Raw genomic sequence first — 21,523 nt, 5'->3', positions numbered from 1 at the left:
GTGCTAGTTAGAGCCAGACAAATACCTAATTTAATCTCATGTTGGCATCATTTTGACAATCCTGACTACATTATTGAAACGCGGTTTGTTAGGTTGCTAGTTACTAAAGAAATTAACCACAGAGCTCACCGAGGAGTGAATAAGAGTTCAAAGATTCTTACTCTGTGCAGCGCGAAGCGCCTTTGTGTTCTCTGTGGTGAATAAAAAGATAAGTTGTGCTAGTTAGAGCCAGACAAATACCTAATTTAATCTCATGTTGGCATCATTTTGACAATCCTGACTACATTATTGAAACGCGGTTTGTTAGGTTGCTAGTTACTAAAGAAATTAACCACAGAGCACACCGAGTTCACCGAGAAGTAAATAAAAGTCCAAAAATTTTTACTCGGTGCAGCGCTAAGCACCTTTGTGGTAAATAAAAAAGATAACTTGTACCTGTTAGGTAACAAGTAAATACAGATTGCGATTTTTCCGATAGCTTTATTCACCGTTGTTTTGTTGCAAAATTACAAGCCATAATTCCAGTTAGTTTAATTAACTGTTTACAAAAGTAGTTATTGCTGGAATTATCACGATTTAAAATAATTAGTGTGTTGCCAATTACCCGAATAGGAAGGTTGAGCCGCTAGACTATCTAAGGAATGGTGTTAAATTTAATTATGATATTACCTCGAAATCGAGATTATTTTCAGATATTTTTAGCCTCTCTATCACCAATGATTTTCGTGGTACTTTTACTTGCAGAACTTGAGTTTGAATGGGTTTATTCATTATCAATTATTATTCTCTGCTACTTAGCTTCATTCATATTTTGGTTTAAAAATGGAACTAAACCAGCAGCATGGATTAGCAAAGGTAGACTACATATTAGAGATGGCGTATTCGGTACTGATGTTATCCATAAAGACTTACTAGAATCCATGCGTTATGAAATTGGCCATAAGCGTGCTGTCACAGGTAGTAATGCAGATGAAGCTGAGATGCACATATTGGTTATTAAAATGAAAGGTTTTGATGAGTGGACTTTGCCTATTAAAGATTTAATAGAACATGGGCCTGATTTAAGGCTTTATAAGTTTATAAGAGATAATTTTTATAATTTGAAGCTGGTGAAAAAGTAGTTATAACAAGCTTTTAAACACAACACAGAATAAATATAACGCTTATTAATTAATGCAGTTTATTAGTTCAGGTTTACAGAGGATTTTTCGTTGGGTTTCGCTGCACTCTACCCAACCTACGCAGTCAAGTTTAACTCCGGACATACAACTTAAAGCCTACCGACCCTTGCAAGTTTATACATTTTTTACAAAGCAAAGCGCGAGATAAACTCGCGCTTTCTGTAAACGCCCTAGTACCTAATTACCTAGAGCCTAGCACCTAATTACTTATTAAATCGCTGGATAACCTATGCGGTCTGATAAGTAACCAACGCTGGTGGCAAAGTAATATGAGCGGTTCCAATGCATTAACGCTTTGTAATTATCATAAGCTAAATACATACGGCCATTCATATCATCAGGCATAACCAATGCCGCCGTTACATCTACGGCTGGTAAATCAGTACCATCCATTTTACGTACACCTAAAGCTTGCCAATCAGCTAACGAACGCTCTGAATCAGCCCAAAACTCTAACCATTGAGTACGTGTTTTAGTTCCACGTTGCAATACATAGCTAGGTTCGAAGCTCTGTGGTAACTTAATTTGACGACCCCAAGTAAGATCACTATTCCAGCCAGCTTGCTTTAAATAGTTAGCTATTGATGCAAAGGCATCAACTTGGGTGGTCCAAATATCTTTTCGACCATCTTTATCATAATCTACCGCGTAGGCATTAAATGAGGTTGGCATAAATTGCGTTTGCCCCATTGCACCTGCCCATGAACCTTTGAATTTATCTAAAGTAATGTGCCCTTCCTTTAAAATATCAAGCGCGGCCCATAGTTGGTTTTTATACATAGTTTCGCGACGGCCATCAAAAGCCAGCGTGACTACCGATGAAATAACGTTGTGACCACCTTGGATTTTACCAAAATTACTTTCAAGGCCCCATAACGCAACAATAAAGCGAGCTTGCACGCCGTACTCGGCTGCAATTTGTTCTAAAATATCTTTATTTTCAGCGTATAGTTTACGTGCGCGGTCAATTTTCCATTGTGGCACACGCTTTGGTAAGTAAGTCTCTAAGGTTTCTTTAACTTCAGGCTGATTTTTATCAGCAGAAATTACCTTTTCTTTAAAGTGTGCTGTAGCGAAGGCATCTTCAATTAATTGACTATCGTAGCCTTTTTGTGCTGCTTCTTGTTTTAAACCTGCAACATATTCATCAAATTGTGCTTGGGTCTTGGCCAGTGCCGATGTACTGATACAGGCACTACATAAAATTGCAGCCAATTTAGTCATTATATGTTTAGTCACTATCAACTCCATTTTGTTTTCTATGCTCAGCTAGTAAGTTAGCTTCAGGTGGCGGTAACTGGAGATAAAACCCGACATCAGTTAATGATTTCTCAACCAAACTTAAATCAGCCCCGCCTAAATGCGTTCGTTTTGCTAAATTAATTAACATTACGTAATGAGGTTGACCGAACATAGCCATTAAAGGTTCCGGTACCTTGCTAAAATCATCTCTTTTTTCTACGAAAAGGAAGGTATCCGCTTTTTTCTTACTTTTATATACCGCAGTCAGCATTATGACCCTATAAAATCTTGCTTAACAGTGCTGCACACTATAACATGAGAGTCATAATAAGTTAGAAAAATTAGATTAGAAATTTCACCTTATCCATATAAACACAGGCCTTATTCAGCCTGCGTTTATCTAAAATTGATTTCTGATCACACTATTCAATTGAGCGTGTATGTCGGACCAAACTTTTGAGCTAAAAGGGAATCTTTTTACGTTATCAGTTTTACATCTTTATAGTACTGATATAAACCTGTTAGCTGAGCAACTGTATATAAAAATTGCCCAAGCCCCTCGTTTTTTTGAGGGTGCTCCTATTGTTGTTAATTTAATTGAGATAAAAAATAATCTTGTTGATTTTGTTCATCTAAAGTCTTTATTAGAACGAATGAACTTTAATGCTGTTGGAGTCTGTAATGGCTCTGATGAGCAACATACGCAAGCCAAAGCCGCTGGGCTCTCAGTTTTAAATTATTCACAAGACGTTAAGAGTGAACCTGTTACAAAGCAGAGTAATACTTCAATTGTTGAGAAAACAGTTTACTTACCTGCCCAAGTTATCAATGGCACAGTGCGCTCTGGTCAACAAGTGTATGCTAAAGACCGTGACCTAATCGTTATTGGTGCGGTAAGCCATGGTGCAGAAGTGATTGCTGATGGCAATGTACATATTTATGGCACATTACGTGGTCGTGCAATAGCAGGCGCACAAGGTTACAACGAAGCACGTATTTTTTGCCAAAAATTAGAAGCAGAACTTGTTTCTATCAATGGCAACTACTGGATCAGCGATTCTCTGCAAGGTGAGTTCTGGGGCAACGCTGCACAAATCCAACAAAAAAATGAATCATTAGAAATTTCAGCTTTGGTTAAAGGATAAATCTTATGGCAAAAGTCATTGTCGTTACGTCAGGTAAAGGTGGTGTAGGTAAAACTACATCAAGTGCAGCAATTGGCACAGGTTTAGCACTTAAGGGCTATAAAACAGTCATTATAGATTTTGATATCGGTTTACGTAACCTTGATTTGATCATGGGCTGTGAACGTCGCGTTGTCTATGATTTTGTTAACGTTATAAACGGTGAAGCAAATTTAAATCAAGCACTTATCAAAGATAAACGGGTAGATAAATTATTTTTATTACCTGCTTCACAAACTCGCGATAAAGATGCTTTAACTCGCGAAGGTGTTGAACGCGTATTAAACGAGCTGAAAAAAGACTTTGATTATATCGTCTGTGATTCGCCAGCAGGGATTGAAGCCGGCGCTATGATGGCGATGTACTTTGCTGATGAAGCAATTGTAACAACGAACCCTGAAGTATCATCAGTTCGCGATTCAGACCGTATTTTAGGTATTTTGCATAGCAAATCTAAACGTGCTGAAGAAGGGCTTGAAAACATAAAAGAACATTTATTACTGACTCGTTATAACCCAGAGCGAGTAGCTAAAGGTGAAATGCTGTCAGTTGAAGATGTGCAAGATATTCTTTCTATCGAATTGTTAGGTGTAATACCTGAATCACAAGCGGTATTAAGTGCATCAAACTCAGGCCAGCCAGTTATATTAGATACAGAGTCTGATGCTGGGCAAGCTTATGCCGATGCAATTAATCGCTTATTAGGTGAAACAGTCGAATTTCGCTTCTTAGATGTAGAAAAGAAAGGTTTGTTCAAACGGATATTTGGAGGTTAACGTGTCACTACTTGACTACTTCCGCTCAGAAAAGAAAAATACAGCGTCACTAGCAAAAGAGCGATTGCAGATCATTGTTGCGCATGAGCGCTCACAGCGTGGTACACCTGATTACTTACCACAATTAAAACAGGATATTCTTGATGTTATCCGTAAATACGTCAACATCAGTAATGACGCGGTTCAAGTCCAATTCGATCAAAACGAAGATGACTTAGCGGTATTAGAGCTCAACGTCACTTTACCTGACGAAGAGAAAGAAAAGAAATAACTAAAAGGGCGCTATTAGAGCGCCCTTTTCACATTTTATTACTTTATTTAATGTTCAAATTACTCCTGTTCAACATCATTGCCTGTTACAAAAAGCTCAGTCGTTGATTGTTAGTCTAGCTATAGGTATCAATCAAAGGACATTATGATAAATAAAATTCTATAGTTTGCTGCACATATTTAAAAAAATACCACGCATTATTTAAACTCTTTAATTCGGCACTTAAAGAATACTCGCCGAATCAAGTAATTTACTTCCTGCCTTTGAGGTAACTGCATAATTAAAACCAGGTTGAATACAATAAGAGCCATATTCACCAGATTTACTCAAGGCTAAAAAACCGACTTGAAACTGTTTATAATCACCCAGCTTATGGGCAATTCGCTCAACTGCGGCCTTACACGCTTGAGTAGGTGTCATACCTTGGCGCATCATTTCAACTACTAAATGGCAGCCTACCGTTTTTATCATTAACTCGCCCATGCCCGTTGCCGTTGCAGCACCGACTTCATTATCAACGTACAAACCGGCACCTATAATGGGCGAATCACCTACTCTGCCTGACATTTTAAAGGCCGCGCCACTAGTGGTACACGCCCCAGATAAATCGCCATTACTATCAAGCGCTAACATGCCGATTGTGTCGTGGTTTTCAATATTGATCACGGGCGCATATTTTGATTCCACCAGCCAATCTTGCCAGGCCTTTTTGGCTTGCGGAGTTAATAAGTTTTCTTCTATAAACCCTTGTGATTTAGCAAATTGCAGCGCCCCCTCACCTACTAACATCACATGCGGGGTGTTATCCATCACTAACCGGGCAACCGAGATGGGATGCTTAATGTGTTGTAAAAATGCAACTGCGCCACAGTTTTGATTTTCATCCATAATGCAGGCATCGAGAGTAACGTTGCCTTCTCTGTCAGGGTAACCACCATATCCTACTGTCATCACATTTGGGTCTGCTTCAGGAATTCGCACACCGGCTTCCACAGCATCAATGGCTTTACCATGCTCAGCAAGTACCTGCCACGCGGCTTTATTAGCCGCTATACCATGTTGCCACGTTGAGACCACTATGGGTTTAAGTTGCGAATTTAAGCTTTTAATTGATTTATTAACGACCTGTTTTTGAGCCAATACTTTTGCCGTCAGTGTACTCGCTCCTACGGCTAGTACAGCGGTTATCGATTGTCTTAAAAATTGTCTTTTACTATTCATGACTAAATCCTAGTTATTCATTTTAGTAATATCGTTGCAGCTTTATTTAAAGTCCCACTCAGAATCATTAAAAATAAGGCCAGAGGGATAGCCCTCTGACCTGTAAGTAATTAAAATTATTTTTCTAATCCGAGTAACTCGATTTCGGCAATTTGTAGTAATCCGTCATTATTTGCATTTTTGCTAATGCTAAGACGATAGCTTAAAAAAGCAAAACCATTATTGAATTCAAATGAACGACGTTGTAAACGCTCATCCCAGCTTTCGCCTAACCATGATGAAACAACAGTCCAGGTTTGGCCTCCATCATTTGAACCTAATAAACTAAAGTTCTCAGGGTCTCGTTCAGGTGCATCATTGGCGCTGGTTATTGCAAGACCGCTGACCGTTTGCGGATCACTAAAATCAACTTGGATCCATGCTGGATTTTCTTCTGTTGGCGCTCCTTGCCAATCATTATGATCCAGCCATTTGGTCTGTATATCACCATCAAATGCTTTATCTGCACTTTCTGCATCACCAATACTAAAGCGGGCACTAAATACACTACCGGTAAGTGAAGTTAGATCTTTAAAAGCATAGTCAGGACCAATTAAACCAACTTCGGCAATTTGTACTAAACCATCATTATTGGCATTTTTAGTTACAGCAAGTCGGTAGTGGCTATACGCGAGTGTATTTGCCACAGGAAACGTTCTTTTTTCTAGGCGCTGATCAAAACTTTCGCCGACCCATGCACCGATATCCAACCAGTTTTCACCATCCATCGATGCCATTAAAGTAAATGATTCAGGATCGCGCTCAGGGGCATCGCTTGCACTTGTGAGTGTCAGTGTATTAACTGCTTTTGCTTGCGGTAAAATAACTTGCAACCAAGCTGGATCAGCATTAGTTGGTGGTCCCTGCCAATCGTTATGATCAAGCCATTTGGTATTTACATTATTATCAAATGCTTGCGCTGCACCTTCACTATCACTGATACTATTACGTGCGCTGTAGCTTGCTCCTGCAACTTTACTATGATCTTCTCCTGGCAATTCAGGGCCAATTAAATCGATATCAGCTATTTGTAATAAACCATCATTATTCTTATTTTTGGTCACTTCTAAACGATAACTACTAAATGCTAGTTGATTAGAAAAAGAAAACGCTCTGCGCTGTGCTCTAGAGTCGAATGATTCTCCTACCCAAGTTGCAAGTTTTTGCCACGTGGTGCCATCATCGTTAGAAGCTAGTAAAGCAAAGTTTTCTGGGTCACGTTCAGGCGCATCATTAGCACTGACAATTACTAACTGATCCACGGCTACAGGACTTACAAAGTCCATCTGTATCCATGATGGCTTGTCTTCAGTTGGAGCCCCCTGCCAATCATTGTGATCTAACCACTTTGTTGTAGGGTCATTATCAAATGCTTTATCTGCATTTTCTGCATCCCCAATACTATTACTAGCACTGGTAGTACCGCTGGTAATATCAGTATGATCAACACTTGTAAAAACAGGGCCTACCATCTGAATGTCCGAAACTTGCACTAACCCATCATTGTTTTTATTTTTTGTAATATTAAATCGATAACTAAGGTACTTTTGTCCATTAACGAAGCTAAATTCTTGGCGAGAAAGCCGATCCTCGAATGATGCACCAATAATATTTGCAAGCTCAAACCAACTTTTTCCACCATCATTAGACCCCAATATGGTAAAATTCTCTGGGTCTCGCTCTGGCGCATCGTTAGCACTGGTAATGAATACACTATTTACAGCCTGTGGCTTTGCAAAATCAACTTGTATCCATGAAGGTGATGCTTCACTTGGTGCCCCCAACCAATCATTATGATCAAGCCATTTAGTATCTAGGTTATTATCAAAGGCTTTAGCTGCACTTTCAGCATCACTAATTGCGTTTCTAGCTGTAAATACTGCACCAGTTAAGTTCTCTTGTGTGGTGATTTCTTGAAGTGGGCCTGTTGATAATGCTTCATCAAAAAGCGGTAATGACAGATCAACTATCGAATCTGCAGTTAAGCCTAGTTCAGTGATTAGAGGGTGACTGCTAATGGCATCATAAATACGCTGACGAAAGGCAGCTAGCGCATCTGCGTCATCGTTTAGTGCAGCCCTAATATTCTGCTGCGCATTATCCATCACTGATTTTAAATTATCAGATTCACTAAACTGTGCAAAAGAAGCATTTAACAACGATAGTTTAATTATTGCCTCATCTGCATATTGCGTTGAGCATACTTGTTCTGCGCTATCATTTTCTTCACAACTTTCACCTAGTATGAAGTTGTCGAGCTTGTCAGCACTTATCACTGCCATGTTAAAAACATTAGTATTGCCCGTTTGCCAACCCATAGTTCGCAACAACAACGCAGACATTTGCGCCTGTGCTAATGCCATTAACTCTGCAGTTGATACATTTCGACCATCAGCAATTTGTTGCTCTACAAGTTGAGTCGCCAAAGTTGTTAATGCGTTGGCTTGCAAAGTTGTGTCTGCAACACCATCGGCATCATTGCCATAAGGTACCGTTAATTGCCCTAACGTTGAAAATACACTCCCAGCAATTGCTGCACCACTGGTTAATTGTGTAAATTCAGCATCACCACAGCGCAGCGCATCACATTGCATTGTAGAACTATCCGTGGTTGAAATATTAAGTTTTACGGTGGAATTGATCCCAAAACCTGCCTCACTGCTTAATTCAATAAAAAAGCGGCCCTCTTGATCGGTATTGCTGGCACTGTTTATTGTTAAATTACTACCATTGAGCGCAGTAACGGCGATATCTGCATTTGATAAAACACCTTTGATTATTGTCCCTGCAATTTCAGCATGTGTAACATCAGGTGTTACTGGTACATTATCTACTTTTGGGTCATTACTTGATCCACCACATGCGCTAAGTAAACTTGCAGTTAAAAGTGAGGTCCCTACAAGTTTAAATATATTTAGTGTATTCATAATTTTGCCTTTTAAAATCAGCTGTTGATAACACGCTAACTAACCGTATTCATTTTGTTTTATTAAACGGTTATAACTTGTCACTGAGTACGTAAAAACTCTTTTTAACAAGTGCTTAGTTAGCCTGTTGATAAAACGTTTTAGCCAAACCTTAACAATTAAAACCGATAGGTTAGTCCAGCATAATACCGGCGACCGCTATAGCTGCTACTGCGAAGTCGCGCTTTACTATCATCACCATAGAATGTTCGTGACTCTTCTTTTGTTAAATTAATAACCGATGCCGAGAGCACTAAATTTTCCATCACGCTGTATGACGCATTTAAATCAACTTGTTGATAAGGTTCTTGGGATACAGTTAAGCCATCAGCTAATCCTAAGGCCATTTTCCCACGGCGGTTATAAGATGCCCGAACACTGTAGTTATCGTCTTCAAAGTAAGCTGAAAAGTTGAATTGATCATCGGCACTGCCCACTAAGGCTGATTCACCTACTTTTTCACCATCAACACTGACATCAGCTTGATTAGTATCATTGAGGGTATAGTTAGCATTGATACCAAAACCATTATCAAAAGCATGTTGAGCAAATAATTCGATTCCGCGAGAAGTGGCATTAGTACCATTTGCAGTGGTGGTAAATGGTGTTACTGTGATGTCTCCAGCTGGAACAATTTCAACGCCAGTAAAAGGATTTGTAAAACCATCGAATGGACGTTCTGAAGTAATGATCAAAGGCACTATGAAATTATCAACGTCCTTATTAAATAATGCGATGCCAACCGCTGAACCATTTCCATAATAATATTCAGCTGATAAATCGAGTTGCACAGATTCAAATGGCTGTAATGCTTTATTACCACCCGATCCACTCCAACCTTGATCAACTGGGTTACCTCTAAATTCGAGTCGGTCGTCAGCCCACTCTTGTGATATGAAGGTTAATTGTTCCGGTGCACCTAAATCATTAAAAGGTGCGCGTGACATAGTTTTGGCAGCTGCGGCTCTGATAACCAGAGAATCACTCGCTTCCCAGACTAAATTTAAGCTAGGTAGGAATCTGTCATCTTTGACAGTGCGTAATGTGGTAGTTTCAACATCAACCAAACGCTCATCACCAAGAATATCTTCACCGGTCGCATCATTTATATCATCTAAAAAGTAGTTTATTTTGTCTGAAGACATAATTTGTGTTTGCGTTTCTACATAACGAACGCCGACATTGCCGCGAAAATCACCAAACGAAAAATCAGCTTGAAGATAAGCAGCTGTTATTTTTTCTTCAATATCAAAAACAAAATCGGGTTCACGGCGTGTATATTTAACATATTCATTAGTAACAATATCCCGATATTGCTGCCAATTAATACTCGGCATAGTATTAACTTCAAACCCACCCGCAATATTTTGTTCCGATTCTTTATTTAATACGTCCTCAAGGTTTGGCATGCCACCAATCCACTGATAGGCAACTTCATCTATTGCACCTTGACTGAATGGATCAAGTTCCCCACTAGCAATGCGATCGGCACCATCTTGAGTAATAAAAAATGTATTATTGGTTTCCCGATGCAGACTTGCTTTTCGATGCTTAACTCCCACACGCAATGTATCAACTATGCCATAAGCAACATGGTAATCTAAATCAAGTTGACCATAGTCTTCTTTTAAGTCACTGACAATGAAACTTGAGCCTGTTGAACCTGGATCAGGATCACCTGCAATACCTGCTTGTAAATTCGCAAGTAATGCTGGATCTGCATATAAAGAAACACGTTCACCTAAGCGCCAACCTGCAAACGATGCCGCATTTTCATTTTTTCCTGAATCACTACGACTGCCAGGCTGACCGCTTTTATACGCTGCATTAAATGACTCCGATGGCCCACCGCTTGCCTTCGTACGACCAAATTTGCCTTTAAGGTCAAAGACATCACCTGCATATTCAAATGCAAAGTCATACGTATCTGAAGTATCTTTTTCTTTTGTATAACTACCTATGATCCAAGGAAACTCTAAATTGCCTTCACTACCGCCTGCACCACTGGTGAAATCCATTCCAGTAACAATAGAGCCCGTTTCATCAAGTATTACACCGGTTAAATAGTCAGGGTTATATTTCCATTCAGGGATCATCAGTTGTGAAGTAGTTCTATCTTGACCTAATTCAAAGTGAAAGTGATTAAATGTCAGCTCTAAATTATCTGTTGGTCGCCATTGCATTGTCGCTTGCACACCAACACGTTCGCGCTTTTCCTCAGTAATGCCCACACCGGCAACTTGCGGTGCCCATACACCATCATAGGAATTACCATACGCATCTTCTAACGCCCCAAAACGCCGAGTACTGTCAGTAATTTCATTGCCATTTACATCAGTTGCTGGCTGCTCGCTCCCCGTTGCCCATCGCCAACCACCTCCGCCTGACATATCTCCAGTCAGAGAGCGGTTAGTACGATCTTGCTTAGTATAACCGAGTAAAAAGCCAACGTTTTCATCTTCATTTTTCCAAGAATACACACCGCTAAAATTAGGCTCATACTCTTTTGTTACATCAGCATAAGTGTATTCAACATTAAATGCACCAGAGTTTGCATCCATATCCAATGGCGTACGACTATTTAGAATAACCGTACCACCTACACCGCCTTCATCTAAGCGAGCTTCCGATGATTTAAAAACTTCAACCGATTGCACCATAGTCGAAGGCAGTAAAGAATAGCTAAAAGAACGAGATGGAGAACCCGGTGATGAAGCAATAAAATTACCGTTAAGTTGAGTGAGGGTTAAATCAGATGACAACCCACGAATACTAACATTCTCGCCTTCACCACCACTGCGAGATATCACAACACCAGGTACTCGTTGTAAAGAATCGGCCACATTCTTATCTGGAAATTTACCTATATCTTCTGCGGTGATTGCATCAACAATCGAATTGGACAGTCGCTTAATCGCTAAATTTTCTGCCATCGAGGCGCGAATCCCCCTGACTTCTATTACTTCTAGATCGCTTTCTTGTTCATTTTGTTGATCTTGTGCGTATGCGCCATTACAGCTTGCCATCACCGCTAGAAGCAATGCAGATTTCTTAAATCGCCGAGCAAGACCCGCCGATTCACGACTGTTATTATTATTGGTCATGTTTATCTCCAGTATTATTGTGTGCTATTGATTGTACTTAGTAACTTAAAACCCACGATAATCCGTGCCAATAAACTTTAAGGCGTTTCATATCTGAGTTAATAGCTTGTTAAACTGCTTTTCAAGAATAGGGTTCTGTCGAAGAAAGTGATAATAGAAATTCGGTTGCCTCTAGAACAAAATCGGCGTTAAGGTTAAAAAAAGATCCAATTAGTGCTGAGCTAGTTTATAGTCGTCAACTTAAATTAATGGCATATAAAAACACTTCCCATATTCATGAAAAGTAAAAAAACAAAAATAAGAACATGATTTACAAATGAATTTTATTTATTTTATTATAATCTAATATAATTAAATATTTTATTGTTAACAACATCGCTGGTATTTTGGAACGAAACAATGCGTAAAAATTTAGAAGTCTGTTTAAACGCAGATAGTCATATTCAGTTAGCTGATAATGTAAAAACCGCATTTACAGCTGGCGCCTCTAGAATTGAACTTTGCAGCACAATGCAACTTGAAGGTCTCACTCCTAGTGCAACAGCAATGACTATTGCAGCTCATGCAATGCCCTCAGAAGGCGAGTTGCTTATCATGATACGACCTGTTGCGAATCAATTTATTGTTGATGCAACAATACTGAAGCTAATGCTTACACAAATAGCACACGCGGCGCACGCAGGTGCTACCGGTGTTGTTTTTGGTGCGCTAAACGCCAATGACGTTGATATCGCAGCTACCACAGCGCTTATTGCCTGCGCACATAAATATAATTTAGCAACGACATTTCATCGCGCTTTTGATTGTATAGAAGACAGCGAACAGGCAATTGGCCTATTAACTGAACTGGGCATTGATCGTATCCTCACAAATGGCACTAAATGGACTGATGATAAAGGCGTTATGCAAGGTCTTAATCATTTACAAACAATCATTAGCCACGCCAATGATCATATAGAAATTGTTATTGGTGGTGGCGTAACCACTGATAATGCAAGTACACTTTGGCAACTTGCCAACAATAATTTAGTGTCACTACATGCCTACTCCGGCGTACACAACAAGGATGGCTGGGTGGATCCGTTATTAATTAACGCAATTTTAAATCAACGAACTAACGAGCAGGCTAAAAATGACTAACCACTCTCAACCTCCCCTGTATTTAGGTATTGATGGCGGCGGTACAAAATGCCGAGTCAGGCTTGAAAACGCACAAGGCACCCTACTTGCTGAGGCAGTAAGCGGTGCAGCAAATATTGCAACCTCCGTTGAAGTGGCGCAGCAATCCATTATTGATGCAACAAAACACGCATTACAACAGGCTGGTTTAGGGCTATCAACACTCGGGGCAATTTATGCCTATGCAGGACTCGCTGGCGCTGGCATTGCCGGTGCAAATAAAAAGATGGCACAGTGGCAGCATCCATTTGCACAATTTAACTTTTCAACTGACTTACACATAGCCTGTCAAGGTGCCCATGGTGATAACAGTGGTGCGATTATTATTTTAGGCACTGGCTTTTGTGCTGGAGCAATAAAAAACGGTAACGTTATTGAATTAGGAGGCCATGGATTATTATTAAGTGATGGCGCAAGCGGAGGCTGGATTGGTTTAACTTTATTTCGTTATGCATTAGAGGTTTTAGATGGCTTATCCCCCTCAAGCCCATTAATAAATACCTTATTGGCACAGCTTAGTTGTGATACAAGTAACCAACTGACAGAATTAGCACTCAATGCCAAACCCGCTTTTTTTGCCGGTTTTGCGCCTTTAGTTTTCGCAATGCAAGATGATCCTTGGGCCATTATTATTTTAGAGCAAGCAGCGCGCTATATTACCCGTTATATCGATCATTTAGTTAGCCACGGCTATTACAACATTACATTAATGGGAGGCACAGCCGAGAAAATTACTCCTTGGTTATCTACCAAAGCACAAGGTTATCTATGTGATGCGCATTACCTGCCCGAGCAAGGCGCTATTCAATTAGCTAAACGGCTGGCTTAGGGCTCAATTTGGTCGCGCATTTGCGAAGGGATCTCACCAAATAAGCGTCTGAATTGTTTACTGAAATAGCTAGGCTCAGAAAAACCGCATTGATAGGCTATTTGTGAAATAGGTAAACGAGTTTCAACAAGTAGCTTACGTGCGTTTTCTAAACGTATTTCATTAATAAATTGATTAGGTGTTTTTGCTAAATGTTTTTTAAAACGCCGCTCTAACGCACTTACCGATAAATGAGCAAGCTCGGCAAGTTCTTCAATACAGATATTACGATGATAGTGTTCACGTATATAATTTACTGGCCCTTCAATCGCTCTTACATGCGACAAAGCCTTTGATGTTTTTTGTAAATGCCGTGTAACTCCATAGGTGCCCAGTATCTGACCATCGTCAGTTAAAATCGCTTTTTTGGACGTTGAAAACCAGGCCAATTCACCATTTGAGGTTTGGTTTAGCTCCAAACGATCAGTAACAACATAGCCATTCATTACGCGTTTATCGTCATTGACATATTGAAATGCTAAGTGCTTGGATGAAAAGTCAAAATCAGTTTTAAGTAAAATCTGCTCTAATGACTTATACCCTTGATGCTCAATAAAGTGTTGATTTGCGTATAAAATTCGGCTATCAGAATCCTTAACCCAAAACAAAATATCAGGTAATAAATCAAATGCCGCGATCAGTTGATTTACGCCCGCTTTATTTATAATCCCTTGTACTTCCATAATAATATATTCTATAAATATCAATTCGCAATAATATATAAAACGCCGATTTTGTTGCATTGTCAACCGAATTTTTATTATCCCTTACGCTGTTCATTCCTTATTATCAATAACATGATATTAACTAAACTCAGTAGACGATTACTGACATGGAGCTTTTTCATGAATAATGCCAAAATCCGCATGGGGATGGTCGGTGGTGCACAAGGTGCATTTATTGGTGCAATCCATCGCATTGCTGCACGCTTAGATGGCTTAATTGAGTTAGTCGCAGGCTCCTTTAGTTCAGATCCATCACGCAGCCAAGCTACAGCTGCAATGCTAGGAATAAATCCAGATCGTTGCTATGACAGCTACCAACAAATGTTTAGCGAAGAAGCTAAGTTACCTGCCGATCAACGAATTGATTTTGTGGCAATAGTGACGCCAAATCATTTGCATTTCCCAATTGCAAAGTGTGCAATTGAAGCAGGTTTTCACGTTTTATCAGATAAGCCAGCCACCCTAAATTTAGAACAAGCGCTGTTATTAGAAAAAACTCTGCAAGCCAGTGATTGTTTATATGGATTAACTCATACCTACACTGGTTACCCGATGATTAAAGAAGCGCGCCAACGTATTACTGATGGCGAGCTGGGCGCTATTCGTAAAATTATTGTTGAGTACAGCCAAGGTTGGCTTGCCACCAGCGAAGATGAAAATGCCAAACAAGCCAAATGGCGTTTAGATGCTGATAAGGCCGGTATTAGTTGTTGTATAGCTGATATAGGAGTGCATGCTGCAAATCTAGCTGAATACGTGAGCGGCCTAGAAATCACCGCACTATGCGCTGACTTAAATCATGTTGTTGCAGGCAGAACACTCGATGATGATGGCACCGTTTTACTGCGCTTTAACAACGACTCTAAGGGAGTACTTCTTGCCAGCCAAGTTGCATTAGGAGAAGAAAACAATCTTAATTTGCGTATTTATGGCGATCAAGCAAGTCTTGAGTGGTCACAAATGGAACCAAATAGTTTGTGGCTCAAAAGTCATAACGCGCCAACCACCCTATTACGTGCAGGTGTTGGCCTAAAAAGTACTGCGGCACAAAATTCACTGCGAACACCTGCAGGCCATCCAGAAGGATACCTTGAAGCATTTGCCAATATCTATGTCAATTTTGCAAAACAAATTCACGCAAAAAAAGCCGGATACTCAGCATCTAACAGTGACTTCGACGTGCCTGGTATTAAAGAAGCAATTCGCGGAATGGCATTTATAGAAAATGCTGTAGCAGCGTCGAGCAAAGACACTAAGTGGCAACCATTTAAAATTGGATAAAAAATGAAACAAATTAAAGGTCCAGCGATCTTCTTAGCACAATTCATCAGCGATGAAGCTCCTTTCAACAGCTTTGCCACTATTTGTCAGTGGGCAGCAAATTTAGGCTACAAAGCAATTCAGCTACCGACTGCAAATTCTCGTATTTTCGATTTAGAAAAAGCAGCCCAAAGCCAAGATTATTGCGATGAAGTGGCTAGTATTGCTGCACAGGCAGGGCTTACAATTTCAGAGTTATCAACTCATTTACAAGGGCAGCTCGTAGCCGTTCATCCGGCATATGATGACATGTTTGACAATTTTGCCCCTCAAGCACTACGCGGTGATCCTATAGCCAGAACTAAATGGGCCATCAATCAGTTAATGATGGCCGCTAAAGCCAGTAAAAATTTGGGCTTAAAAAGTCATGTGACTTTTTCAGGAGCGCTACTTTGGCATACTTTTTACCCTTGGCCGCAGCGTCCAAAAGGACTGGTAGAGCAAGGATTCCAAGAACTTGCGAAACGCTGGCTGCCAATCCTCGACTACTTTGATGAAATGGATGTGGATGTTTGCTATGAACTTCACCCAGGGGAAGATTTACATGATGGCGTAACGTTTGAGCGCTTTTTAGCTGCCACAAATAATCATCCACGGGTAAATATTCTTTATGATCCCAGCCATTTTATTTTACAACAACTTGATTACTTAGCATTTATTGATATTTATCACCATCGTATTAAAGCATTTCACGTCAAAGATGCAGAGTTTAATCCAAATGGTCGCAGCGGTATTTATGGTGGCTATCAAGATTGGCAAGACCGCCCTGGTCGGTTTCGCTCCTTAGGTGATGGCCAAATTGATTTCAAAAGTATCTTCAGCAAATTAACGCAATATGGTTTTGATGGCTGGGCAGTTCTAGAGTGGGAGTGTTGCATTAAACATCCTGAAGATGGGGCGAAAGAAGGCGCACAATTTATAAAAGAGCATTTGATCCGCCCTACGGCTAAAGCATTTGATGACTTTAGCGCAATGGACACAAATGATCAGCGAAATAAGCGGATATTAGGTATTTAATAAACAGGGTCACACACAATGAATAACAACAATAATCGTATTATTTTTCGGCTTTGCTGCATTGCATTAATTGTCACATCAATGACTTTCGCAATAAGGGCTGGCGTTTTAGGACAACTAGGCGAGCAGTTCGGCCTCACTGGTACACAGCTAGGCTGGGTAAATGCCATGGCATTTTTAGGGTTTCCGGTTGCAACCATGCTCGGGGGCATCATTTATAACGCGATTGGTGCTAAAAAGTTGGTTGCATTAGCGTTTATTTGCCACCTAGGCGGACTTATTTTAACTATCACTGCAGATGGTTTTTGGGGATTATTGATCTCTACCTTTTTAATTGGCTTTGCCAATGGATCGGTTGAAGCCGGTTGTAATCCACTGATCGCCCAAATGTATCCTAAAAACACCACCACTATGTTAAACCGCTTTCATGTTTGGTTTCCTGGCGGGATCGTAATTGGTGCATTAGCTTCAAATGCAATGACATCCGCTGGCTTCAGCTGGCAATGGCAAGTTTCGCTGATCCTTGTGCCCACCATTATTTATGGTGTGATGATGCTTAAAGCGAAATTTCCACAGTTTGATACACAGCAAAATTCAACCACCAGCAACTTAAAACACTTACTCTCGCCGCTGTATTTGTTTCTCATTATTTGCATGACACTGACAGCAGTCACCGAATTTGGCACACAGCAATGGATTGAGCAAATCCTTGGCTCGTCAGGCGCTTCGCCTATGGTTATTTTAGCTTTGATCACCGGATTGATGGCATTAGGTCGGTTTTTTGCGGGCCCGATTGTGCACCGCTTTAGTCCATCGGGTGTCCTACTGGGCTCAGCCATTTTTTCAACACTAGGGATATTTTTAATGAGCCAAGCGCAAGGTAATACCATCTACCTTGCCGCAGCACTATTTGCCGTTGGCGTTACTTATTTTTGGCCAACCATGATCGGTTGTGTCGCTGAGTATGCCCCAAAAACAGGTGCACTTGGCATGTCGTTAATTGGTGGAGCTGGCATGTTTGCAATGAGTATCTGGAACCCCGTCATAGGCCATTGGATTGATAATGCGCGAACACAAGCACAAACAACTAGTGTCAGTGTAGAACAAGTTGAAGTGCTCGCAGGACAAGCTGTATTACAAAATCTACTGGTTTTTCCGATTGTACTGATCATTGTATTTATTGGTCTTCATCTGTTTATAACAAAAAATAAAAACGTTGAGAAATACGTTTAGTCATAACAAGTAACACACAAAAAATAAGGGGTATTATATGCTTAAATCAATCTCGATGTTGTCAATTGCACTGGCTTTTAGTAGCAGTGCTTTTGCTAAGACACCCGATAACCAACTTTCTAAAGAAGAACAATCAGCTGGCTGGCAATTACTGTTCGATGGCAAAGATATGTCGCACTGGCGCAATTTTAAAAGTGAGACACTCAGCCCAAAATGGACCATAGACAATGGCGCAATGTTACTCACTAAAGGCGGCGGCGACATACTCACGAAAAAAGTCTATCGCAATTTTGATTTACAAATAGATTGGAAAATTTCAACTAAAGGGAATAGCGGTATTTTTGTGCTGGCAGATGAAACTGGCAGTATGATTTATTCTCACGCCCCTGAAATTCAAATAATTGATAACGAAGAGCACCCAGATAACAAAATAGACTCACACTTGGCTGGCTCTCTTTACGATCTGTTTGCAGCCCCGACAACAGCGCATAAACCAGCCAATAATTGGAATAGTGTTCGTATTCGTATGCAAGATAAACACTTGCAGGTTTGGCAAAATGGCATAAGTACATTAAGCATAGTAATCGGCAGCACAACATGGAATACCCTTGTCGCAAATAGCAAATTTGCTACTTGGAGTAACTTTGCTGCGGCAGAGCAAGGACATATAGGTCTTCAAGACCATGGTGACAAAGTGTGGTTTAAAAATATAAAAATTAAGGAACTATAAGCATGTCTACATTTGATCATAAAGTACTGGTTGTTGGCTCCGGCGCAGGTGGCGCAATGGCCGCTTATACCTTAACTAAACTAGGCCATAAAGTATTATTACTTGAAGCGGGGCGTGATTACGATCCAAAAAAAGAAAGCCCAATGTTTCGCCGTAACAGTGAAGCTCCTTTAATGGGCGCAGGAAATAAAGACAAAAACTTTGGCTTTTACGATGCAACCGTCGATGGTGGCTGGCAAGTTCCTGATGAGCCTTACACTAACGCCAAAGGCACTGATTTTTACTGGTGGCGTGCGCGCATGCTAGGTGGAAGAACTAATCACTGGGGACGTTACTCATTACGCTTTAGTGAACATGATTTTAAAGGTAAGAGCCAAGATGGCAACGGCGCAGATTGGCCTTTCACTTATGATGATATCGCACCATGGTACGATAAAACGGAAGAACTAGTGGGTATTTGCGGCACCAATACCGGCCTTGATGATATGCCGCCATCTGCACCTGGGGTATTACAGCCACCACCAACGCCGCGAATTCCTGAGTTACTTATTGCTGCCAGTGCGAAAAAACTGGGTATCGCAGCCGTGCCTATGCACAGAGCAGTATTAACTCGGCCAAAAGATGATCGTATGGCATGCTTTTATGCAACACCTTGTGGCCATGGTTGCTCAATCGGCGCGGCGTTTCAAACTACAACCTCATTATTACCTATGGCAAAAGCAACTGGGAATTTAGAAATAATTACTGATGCAATGGTTAAATCAGTGGCTGTTAATGATGACGGTAAAGTAACGGGTATTACTTATATAGATAAGCAAACCGTAGCTGAAAAAACACTAACAGCAGATATCGTGATCCTTGCCGCTAGTGCCTGCGAATCCGCACGTATTTTGCTAAATTCAAAACACGCCAAGCATCCCAAAGGTTTAGCTAACTCAAGTGGCCAAGTAGGTCGTAACTTAATGGATTCAACCGGTGCTTGGCTTGGTGCGCAAGTTCCAGCATTAAAAGGTCGCCCACGTTATAACGAAGATGGCCACACTGGGAACCATTTATTTATTCCTTGGTGGGGACACAAAGCACATGCCAAAGGTGAGCTTGATTTTCCTCGTGGTTATCACTTTGAGATCAGTAGCGGTTTTAATCAACCTGGCTCTGGAGTCTCTGGCGATAAACGTGGTTATGGTATTGAACTAAAACAACAAGTTCGTGATGCCTATGGATCTTATGTTGGCTTTGCGCTGCGCGGAGAAATGCTCCCCAACGATGATACCTACATGGAAATTGATGAAAATGTTAAAGATAAATGGGGCATTCCGGTTTCGAAATTTCATTTCAAATGGTCAGATCGTGAGCTAAAACAAATTGAGCACGGCTTAAAAACAGCGAAACAGATCCTTGAAAATCTAGGAGCTACTGTGGGCAAATTACCTGCTGCTGAAAAAGCAATTTCAAAAGGTGGCGAGATCATTCATGAAGTAGGCACCACTCGCATGGGTAGCTCAGCAAAGGATTCAGTGACCAATCAATGGGGCCAAACATGGGATTGCGACAACTTATTTGTGATGGATGCAGGGGTATTTGCCTCTAATCCACATAAAAATTGCACATTAACCATCATGACATTGGCAATGCGTAATTCAACCTGGATAGCCAAACAAATAGAACAAGGAGCGCTGTAACATGCATAATGAAGATCGTGTTGACTCATACAAATATATTTCCGGCATGACACGTCGTGAATCGTTAAAGTGGCTTGGTTTATTAGCCGCAGGTTCCGCCGTATTACTTTCAGCAGGGTGTAGTAAAGCGTTAGAAGAGAAAATTAGTGATAAAGGACATTGGCCTGACTTAGATTTACAACCTATAACAGCTAAAGGTTATGGCACTGATCCCAATATGGTTATGCCACCACAATCACCTTGGCCATTGACATTAACTCAAGCACAATTAAATTTAGTTGCGGTGTTAGCCGATTATATCGTGCCTAGCGAAGGTAACAACCCAAGTGCAACTGAGGTAAATGTACCGAGTGTGATTGATGAGTGGGTAAGCTCACCTTATAACGGTCAACAAAAAGACCGCGTTACTATTTTACACGGATTAGCATGGATCGATGATGAGGCTGTGCTGCGTTATAAAGCACCATTTGTCGCATTGAAAAAAGAGCAACAAACAGCCATCTTAAATGATATTGCTTATTTTGATGATGAAACCCCTGCGCAGTTTCAACGCATTGGTAATGCTTTTTTACGCTTTAAAAACCTTGTACTTGGTGCCTACTTTTGTACACCGCAAGGTTGTAAAGATATTGGCTATTTAGGCAATGTGCCTATTGCAGGCGATTACCCAGGACCTACTGACGAAGCAAAAGCCCATTTAGATAGCGTTTTAGCTGAACTGGGTTTGACCGAGTATGCTTATCAAGATTCAGTTGCCAGTTAACGCTAAGTTATTTTTTAGCTAG

At 40.6% G+C, this 21,523-nt stretch carries 18 protein-coding genes; 12 read left to right on the top strand and 6 right to left on the bottom strand.

All coding sequences use genetic code 11. The features are described 5' to 3' along the window. Positions 1 to 659: 659 nt before the first annotated feature. Positions 660 to 1,121 (top strand): hypothetical protein, encoded by a 462-nt coding sequence (locus H5180_RS11765; RefSeq protein WP_220493090.1) that lies wholly within the window; start codon positions 660 to 662, stop codon positions 1,119 to 1,121. Between the two features lie 270 nt (positions 1,122 to 1,391). Here H5180_RS11765 and H5180_RS11760 read toward each other — a convergent pair whose 3' ends face one another. Both H5180_RS11760 and H5180_RS11755 read right to left on the bottom strand, forming a co-directional pair. Beyond that, a complete protein-coding gene (locus tag H5180_RS11760) occupies positions 1,392 to 2,408 on the bottom strand; it encodes a lytic transglycosylase domain-containing protein (protein ID WP_145236295.1) in 1,017 nt (338 codons plus the stop codon). A 4-nt stretch (positions 2,409 to 2,412) separates the two neighbouring features. Next, complete coding sequence (locus H5180_RS11755) at positions 2,413 to 2,694, bottom strand: YcgL domain-containing protein (RefSeq protein ID WP_145235637.1); 282 nt, start codon at positions 2,692 to 2,694, stop codon at positions 2,413 to 2,415. A gap of 169 nt (positions 2,695 to 2,863) precedes the next feature. On the opposite strand from H5180_RS11755, the gene minC reads away from it, so the two are divergent. From minC to minE, 3 genes are read left to right on the top strand one after another with little or no spacing between them, the layout of a single operon-like run. Further along, entirely contained in the window at positions 2,864 to 3,568 is a 705-nt protein-coding gene (minC, locus tag H5180_RS11750) for a septum site-determining protein MinC (protein ID WP_145235640.1), read from the top strand. 5 nt (positions 3,569 to 3,573) lie between these two features. Next, positions 3,574 to 4,383, top strand: a complete 810-nt coding sequence (gene minD, locus H5180_RS11745; RefSeq protein WP_145235643.1) for a septum site-determining protein MinD — start codon at positions 3,574 to 3,576, stop codon at positions 4,381 to 4,383. Between the two features lies 1 nt (position 4,384). Next, positions 4,385 to 4,654, top strand: coding sequence for a cell division topological specificity factor MinE (gene minE / locus H5180_RS11740; RefSeq protein WP_145235646.1), 270 nt, complete (start codon positions 4,385 to 4,387; stop codon positions 4,652 to 4,654). A 222-nt stretch (positions 4,655 to 4,876) separates the two neighbouring features. Here the strand turns inward: minE and H5180_RS11735 are convergent, their stop codons facing one another. From H5180_RS11735 to H5180_RS11725, 3 genes are all read right to left on the bottom strand, one after another. After that, complete coding sequence (locus H5180_RS11735) at positions 4,877 to 5,875, bottom strand: isoaspartyl peptidase/L-asparaginase family protein (RefSeq protein ID WP_145235649.1); 999 nt, start codon at positions 5,873 to 5,875, stop codon at positions 4,877 to 4,879. 116 nt (positions 5,876 to 5,991) lie between these two features. After that, positions 5,992 to 8,841, bottom strand: coding sequence for a discoidin domain-containing protein (locus H5180_RS11730; protein WP_182758288.1), 2,850 nt, complete (start codon positions 8,839 to 8,841; stop codon positions 5,992 to 5,994). A 158-nt stretch (positions 8,842 to 8,999) separates the two neighbouring features. Then, positions 9,000 to 11,984, bottom strand: a complete 2,985-nt coding sequence (locus H5180_RS11725; RefSeq protein WP_182758287.1) for a TonB-dependent receptor — start codon at positions 11,982 to 11,984, stop codon at positions 9,000 to 9,002. A gap of 399 nt (positions 11,985 to 12,383) precedes the next feature. Here H5180_RS11725 and H5180_RS11720 point away from each other — a divergent pair, with 399 nt between their 5' ends. Together H5180_RS11720 and H5180_RS11715 are read left to right on the top strand one after the other, a co-directional pair. Beyond that, on the top strand, positions 12,384 to 13,124 hold the full coding sequence (locus H5180_RS11720; protein WP_182758286.1) for a copper homeostasis protein CutC: 741 nt from the start codon (positions 12,384 to 12,386) through the stop codon (positions 13,122 to 13,124). Beyond that, positions 13,117 to 13,992 carry a BadF/BadG/BcrA/BcrD ATPase family protein gene (locus H5180_RS11715; RefSeq protein ID WP_182734191.1) on the top strand — a complete coding sequence of 292 codons (876 nt, stop codon included), beginning with the start codon at positions 13,117 to 13,119 and terminating at the stop codon, positions 13,990 to 13,992. Before H5180_RS11720 ends, H5180_RS11715 begins: the two co-directional genes overlap by 8 nt. On the opposite strand, the gene H5180_RS11710 is transcribed toward H5180_RS11715, so the two are convergent. Further along, complete coding sequence (locus tag H5180_RS11710) at positions 13,989 to 14,714, bottom strand: AraC family transcriptional regulator (protein WP_182758285.1); 726 nt, start codon at positions 14,712 to 14,714, stop codon at positions 13,989 to 13,991. The two genes, H5180_RS11715 and H5180_RS11710, sit on opposite strands and share 4 nt — an antisense overlap. Positions 14,715 to 14,876: 162 nt before the next feature. Between H5180_RS11710 and H5180_RS11705 the strand changes: the two genes are divergently transcribed. The 6 genes from H5180_RS11705 to H5180_RS11680 are packed head-to-tail and all read left to right on the top strand — an operon-like array spanning position 14,877 to position 21,501. Beyond that, positions 14,877 to 16,037, top strand: coding sequence for a Gfo/Idh/MocA family protein (locus H5180_RS11705; protein ID WP_182732277.1), 1,161 nt, complete (start codon positions 14,877 to 14,879; stop codon positions 16,035 to 16,037). Between the two features lie 3 nt (positions 16,038 to 16,040). Continuing rightward, on the top strand, positions 16,041 to 17,093 hold the full coding sequence (locus H5180_RS11700; protein WP_182758284.1) for a sugar phosphate isomerase/epimerase: 1,053 nt from the start codon (positions 16,041 to 16,043) through the stop codon (positions 17,091 to 17,093). An 18-nt stretch (positions 17,094 to 17,111) separates the two neighbouring features. Next, a complete protein-coding gene (locus H5180_RS11695) occupies positions 17,112 to 18,326 on the top strand; it encodes a sugar MFS transporter (protein ID WP_145235670.1) in 1,215 nt (404 codons plus the stop codon). Between the two features lie 37 nt (positions 18,327 to 18,363). Beyond that, complete coding sequence (locus H5180_RS11690) at positions 18,364 to 19,056, top strand: DUF1080 domain-containing protein (protein WP_145235673.1); 693 nt, start codon at positions 18,364 to 18,366, stop codon at positions 19,054 to 19,056. A 2-nt stretch (positions 19,057 to 19,058) separates the two neighbouring features. Next, positions 19,059 to 20,738, top strand: a complete 1,680-nt coding sequence (locus tag H5180_RS11685; RefSeq protein WP_182758283.1) for a GMC family oxidoreductase — start codon at positions 19,059 to 19,061, stop codon at positions 20,736 to 20,738. 1 nt (position 20,739) lies between these two features. Next, on the top strand, positions 20,740 to 21,501 hold the full coding sequence (locus tag H5180_RS11680) for a gluconate 2-dehydrogenase subunit 3 family protein (RefSeq protein ID WP_182758282.1): 762 nt from the start codon (positions 20,740 to 20,742) through the stop codon (positions 21,499 to 21,501). Positions 21,502 to 21,523 lie beyond the last annotated feature (22 nt).

The organism is Pseudoalteromonas sp. SR41-4 (assembly GCF_014163985.1).
GTDB classification, from domain to species: domain Bacteria; phylum Pseudomonadota; class Gammaproteobacteria; order Enterobacterales; family Alteromonadaceae; genus Pseudoalteromonas; species Pseudoalteromonas rhizosphaerae.
Note: the sequence above shows the minus strand (reverse complement) of the source record. Positions and strands in the feature narration are given on the sequence as shown.

Coding starts and splice junctions, on each gene's coding strand:
- H5180_RS11765 (WP_220493090.1), top strand. CDS start 660: ATGATATTACCTCGAAATCGAGATTATTTTCAGATATTTTTAGCCTCT.
- H5180_RS11755 (WP_145235637.1), bottom strand. CDS start 2,694: ATGCTGACTGCGGTATATAAAAGTAAGAAAAAAGCGGATACCTTCCTT.
- minC (WP_145235640.1), top strand. CDS start 2,864: ATGTCGGACCAAACTTTTGAGCTAAAAGGGAATCTTTTTACGTTATCA.
- minD (WP_145235643.1), top strand. CDS start 3,574: ATGGCAAAAGTCATTGTCGTTACGTCAGGTAAAGGTGGTGTAGGTAAA.
- H5180_RS11735 (WP_145235649.1), bottom strand. CDS start 5,875: ATGAATAGTAAAAGACAATTTTTAAGACAATCGATAACCGCTGTACTA.
- H5180_RS11730 (WP_182758288.1), bottom strand. CDS start 8,841: ATGAATACACTAAATATATTTAAACTTGTAGGGACCTCACTTTTAACT.
- H5180_RS11725 (WP_182758287.1), bottom strand. CDS start 11,984: ATGACCAATAATAATAACAGTCGTGAATCGGCGGGTCTTGCTCGGCGA.
- H5180_RS11720 (WP_182758286.1), top strand. CDS start 12,384: ATGCGTAAAAATTTAGAAGTCTGTTTAAACGCAGATAGTCATATTCAG.
- H5180_RS11715 (WP_182734191.1), top strand. CDS start 13,117: ATGACTAACCACTCTCAACCTCCCCTGTATTTAGGTATTGATGGCGGC.
- H5180_RS11710 (WP_182758285.1), bottom strand. CDS start 14,714: ATGGAAGTACAAGGGATTATAAATAAAGCGGGCGTAAATCAACTGATC.
- H5180_RS11705 (WP_182732277.1), top strand. CDS start 14,877: ATGAATAATGCCAAAATCCGCATGGGGATGGTCGGTGGTGCACAAGGT.
- H5180_RS11700 (WP_182758284.1), top strand. CDS start 16,041: ATGAAACAAATTAAAGGTCCAGCGATCTTCTTAGCACAATTCATCAGC.
- H5180_RS11695 (WP_145235670.1), top strand. CDS start 17,112: ATGAATAACAACAATAATCGTATTATTTTTCGGCTTTGCTGCATTGCA.
- H5180_RS11690 (WP_145235673.1), top strand. CDS start 18,364: ATGCTTAAATCAATCTCGATGTTGTCAATTGCACTGGCTTTTAGTAGC.
- H5180_RS11685 (WP_182758283.1), top strand. CDS start 19,059: ATGTCTACATTTGATCATAAAGTACTGGTTGTTGGCTCCGGCGCAGGT.
- H5180_RS11680 (WP_182758282.1), top strand. CDS start 20,740: ATGCATAATGAAGATCGTGTTGACTCATACAAATATATTTCCGGCATG.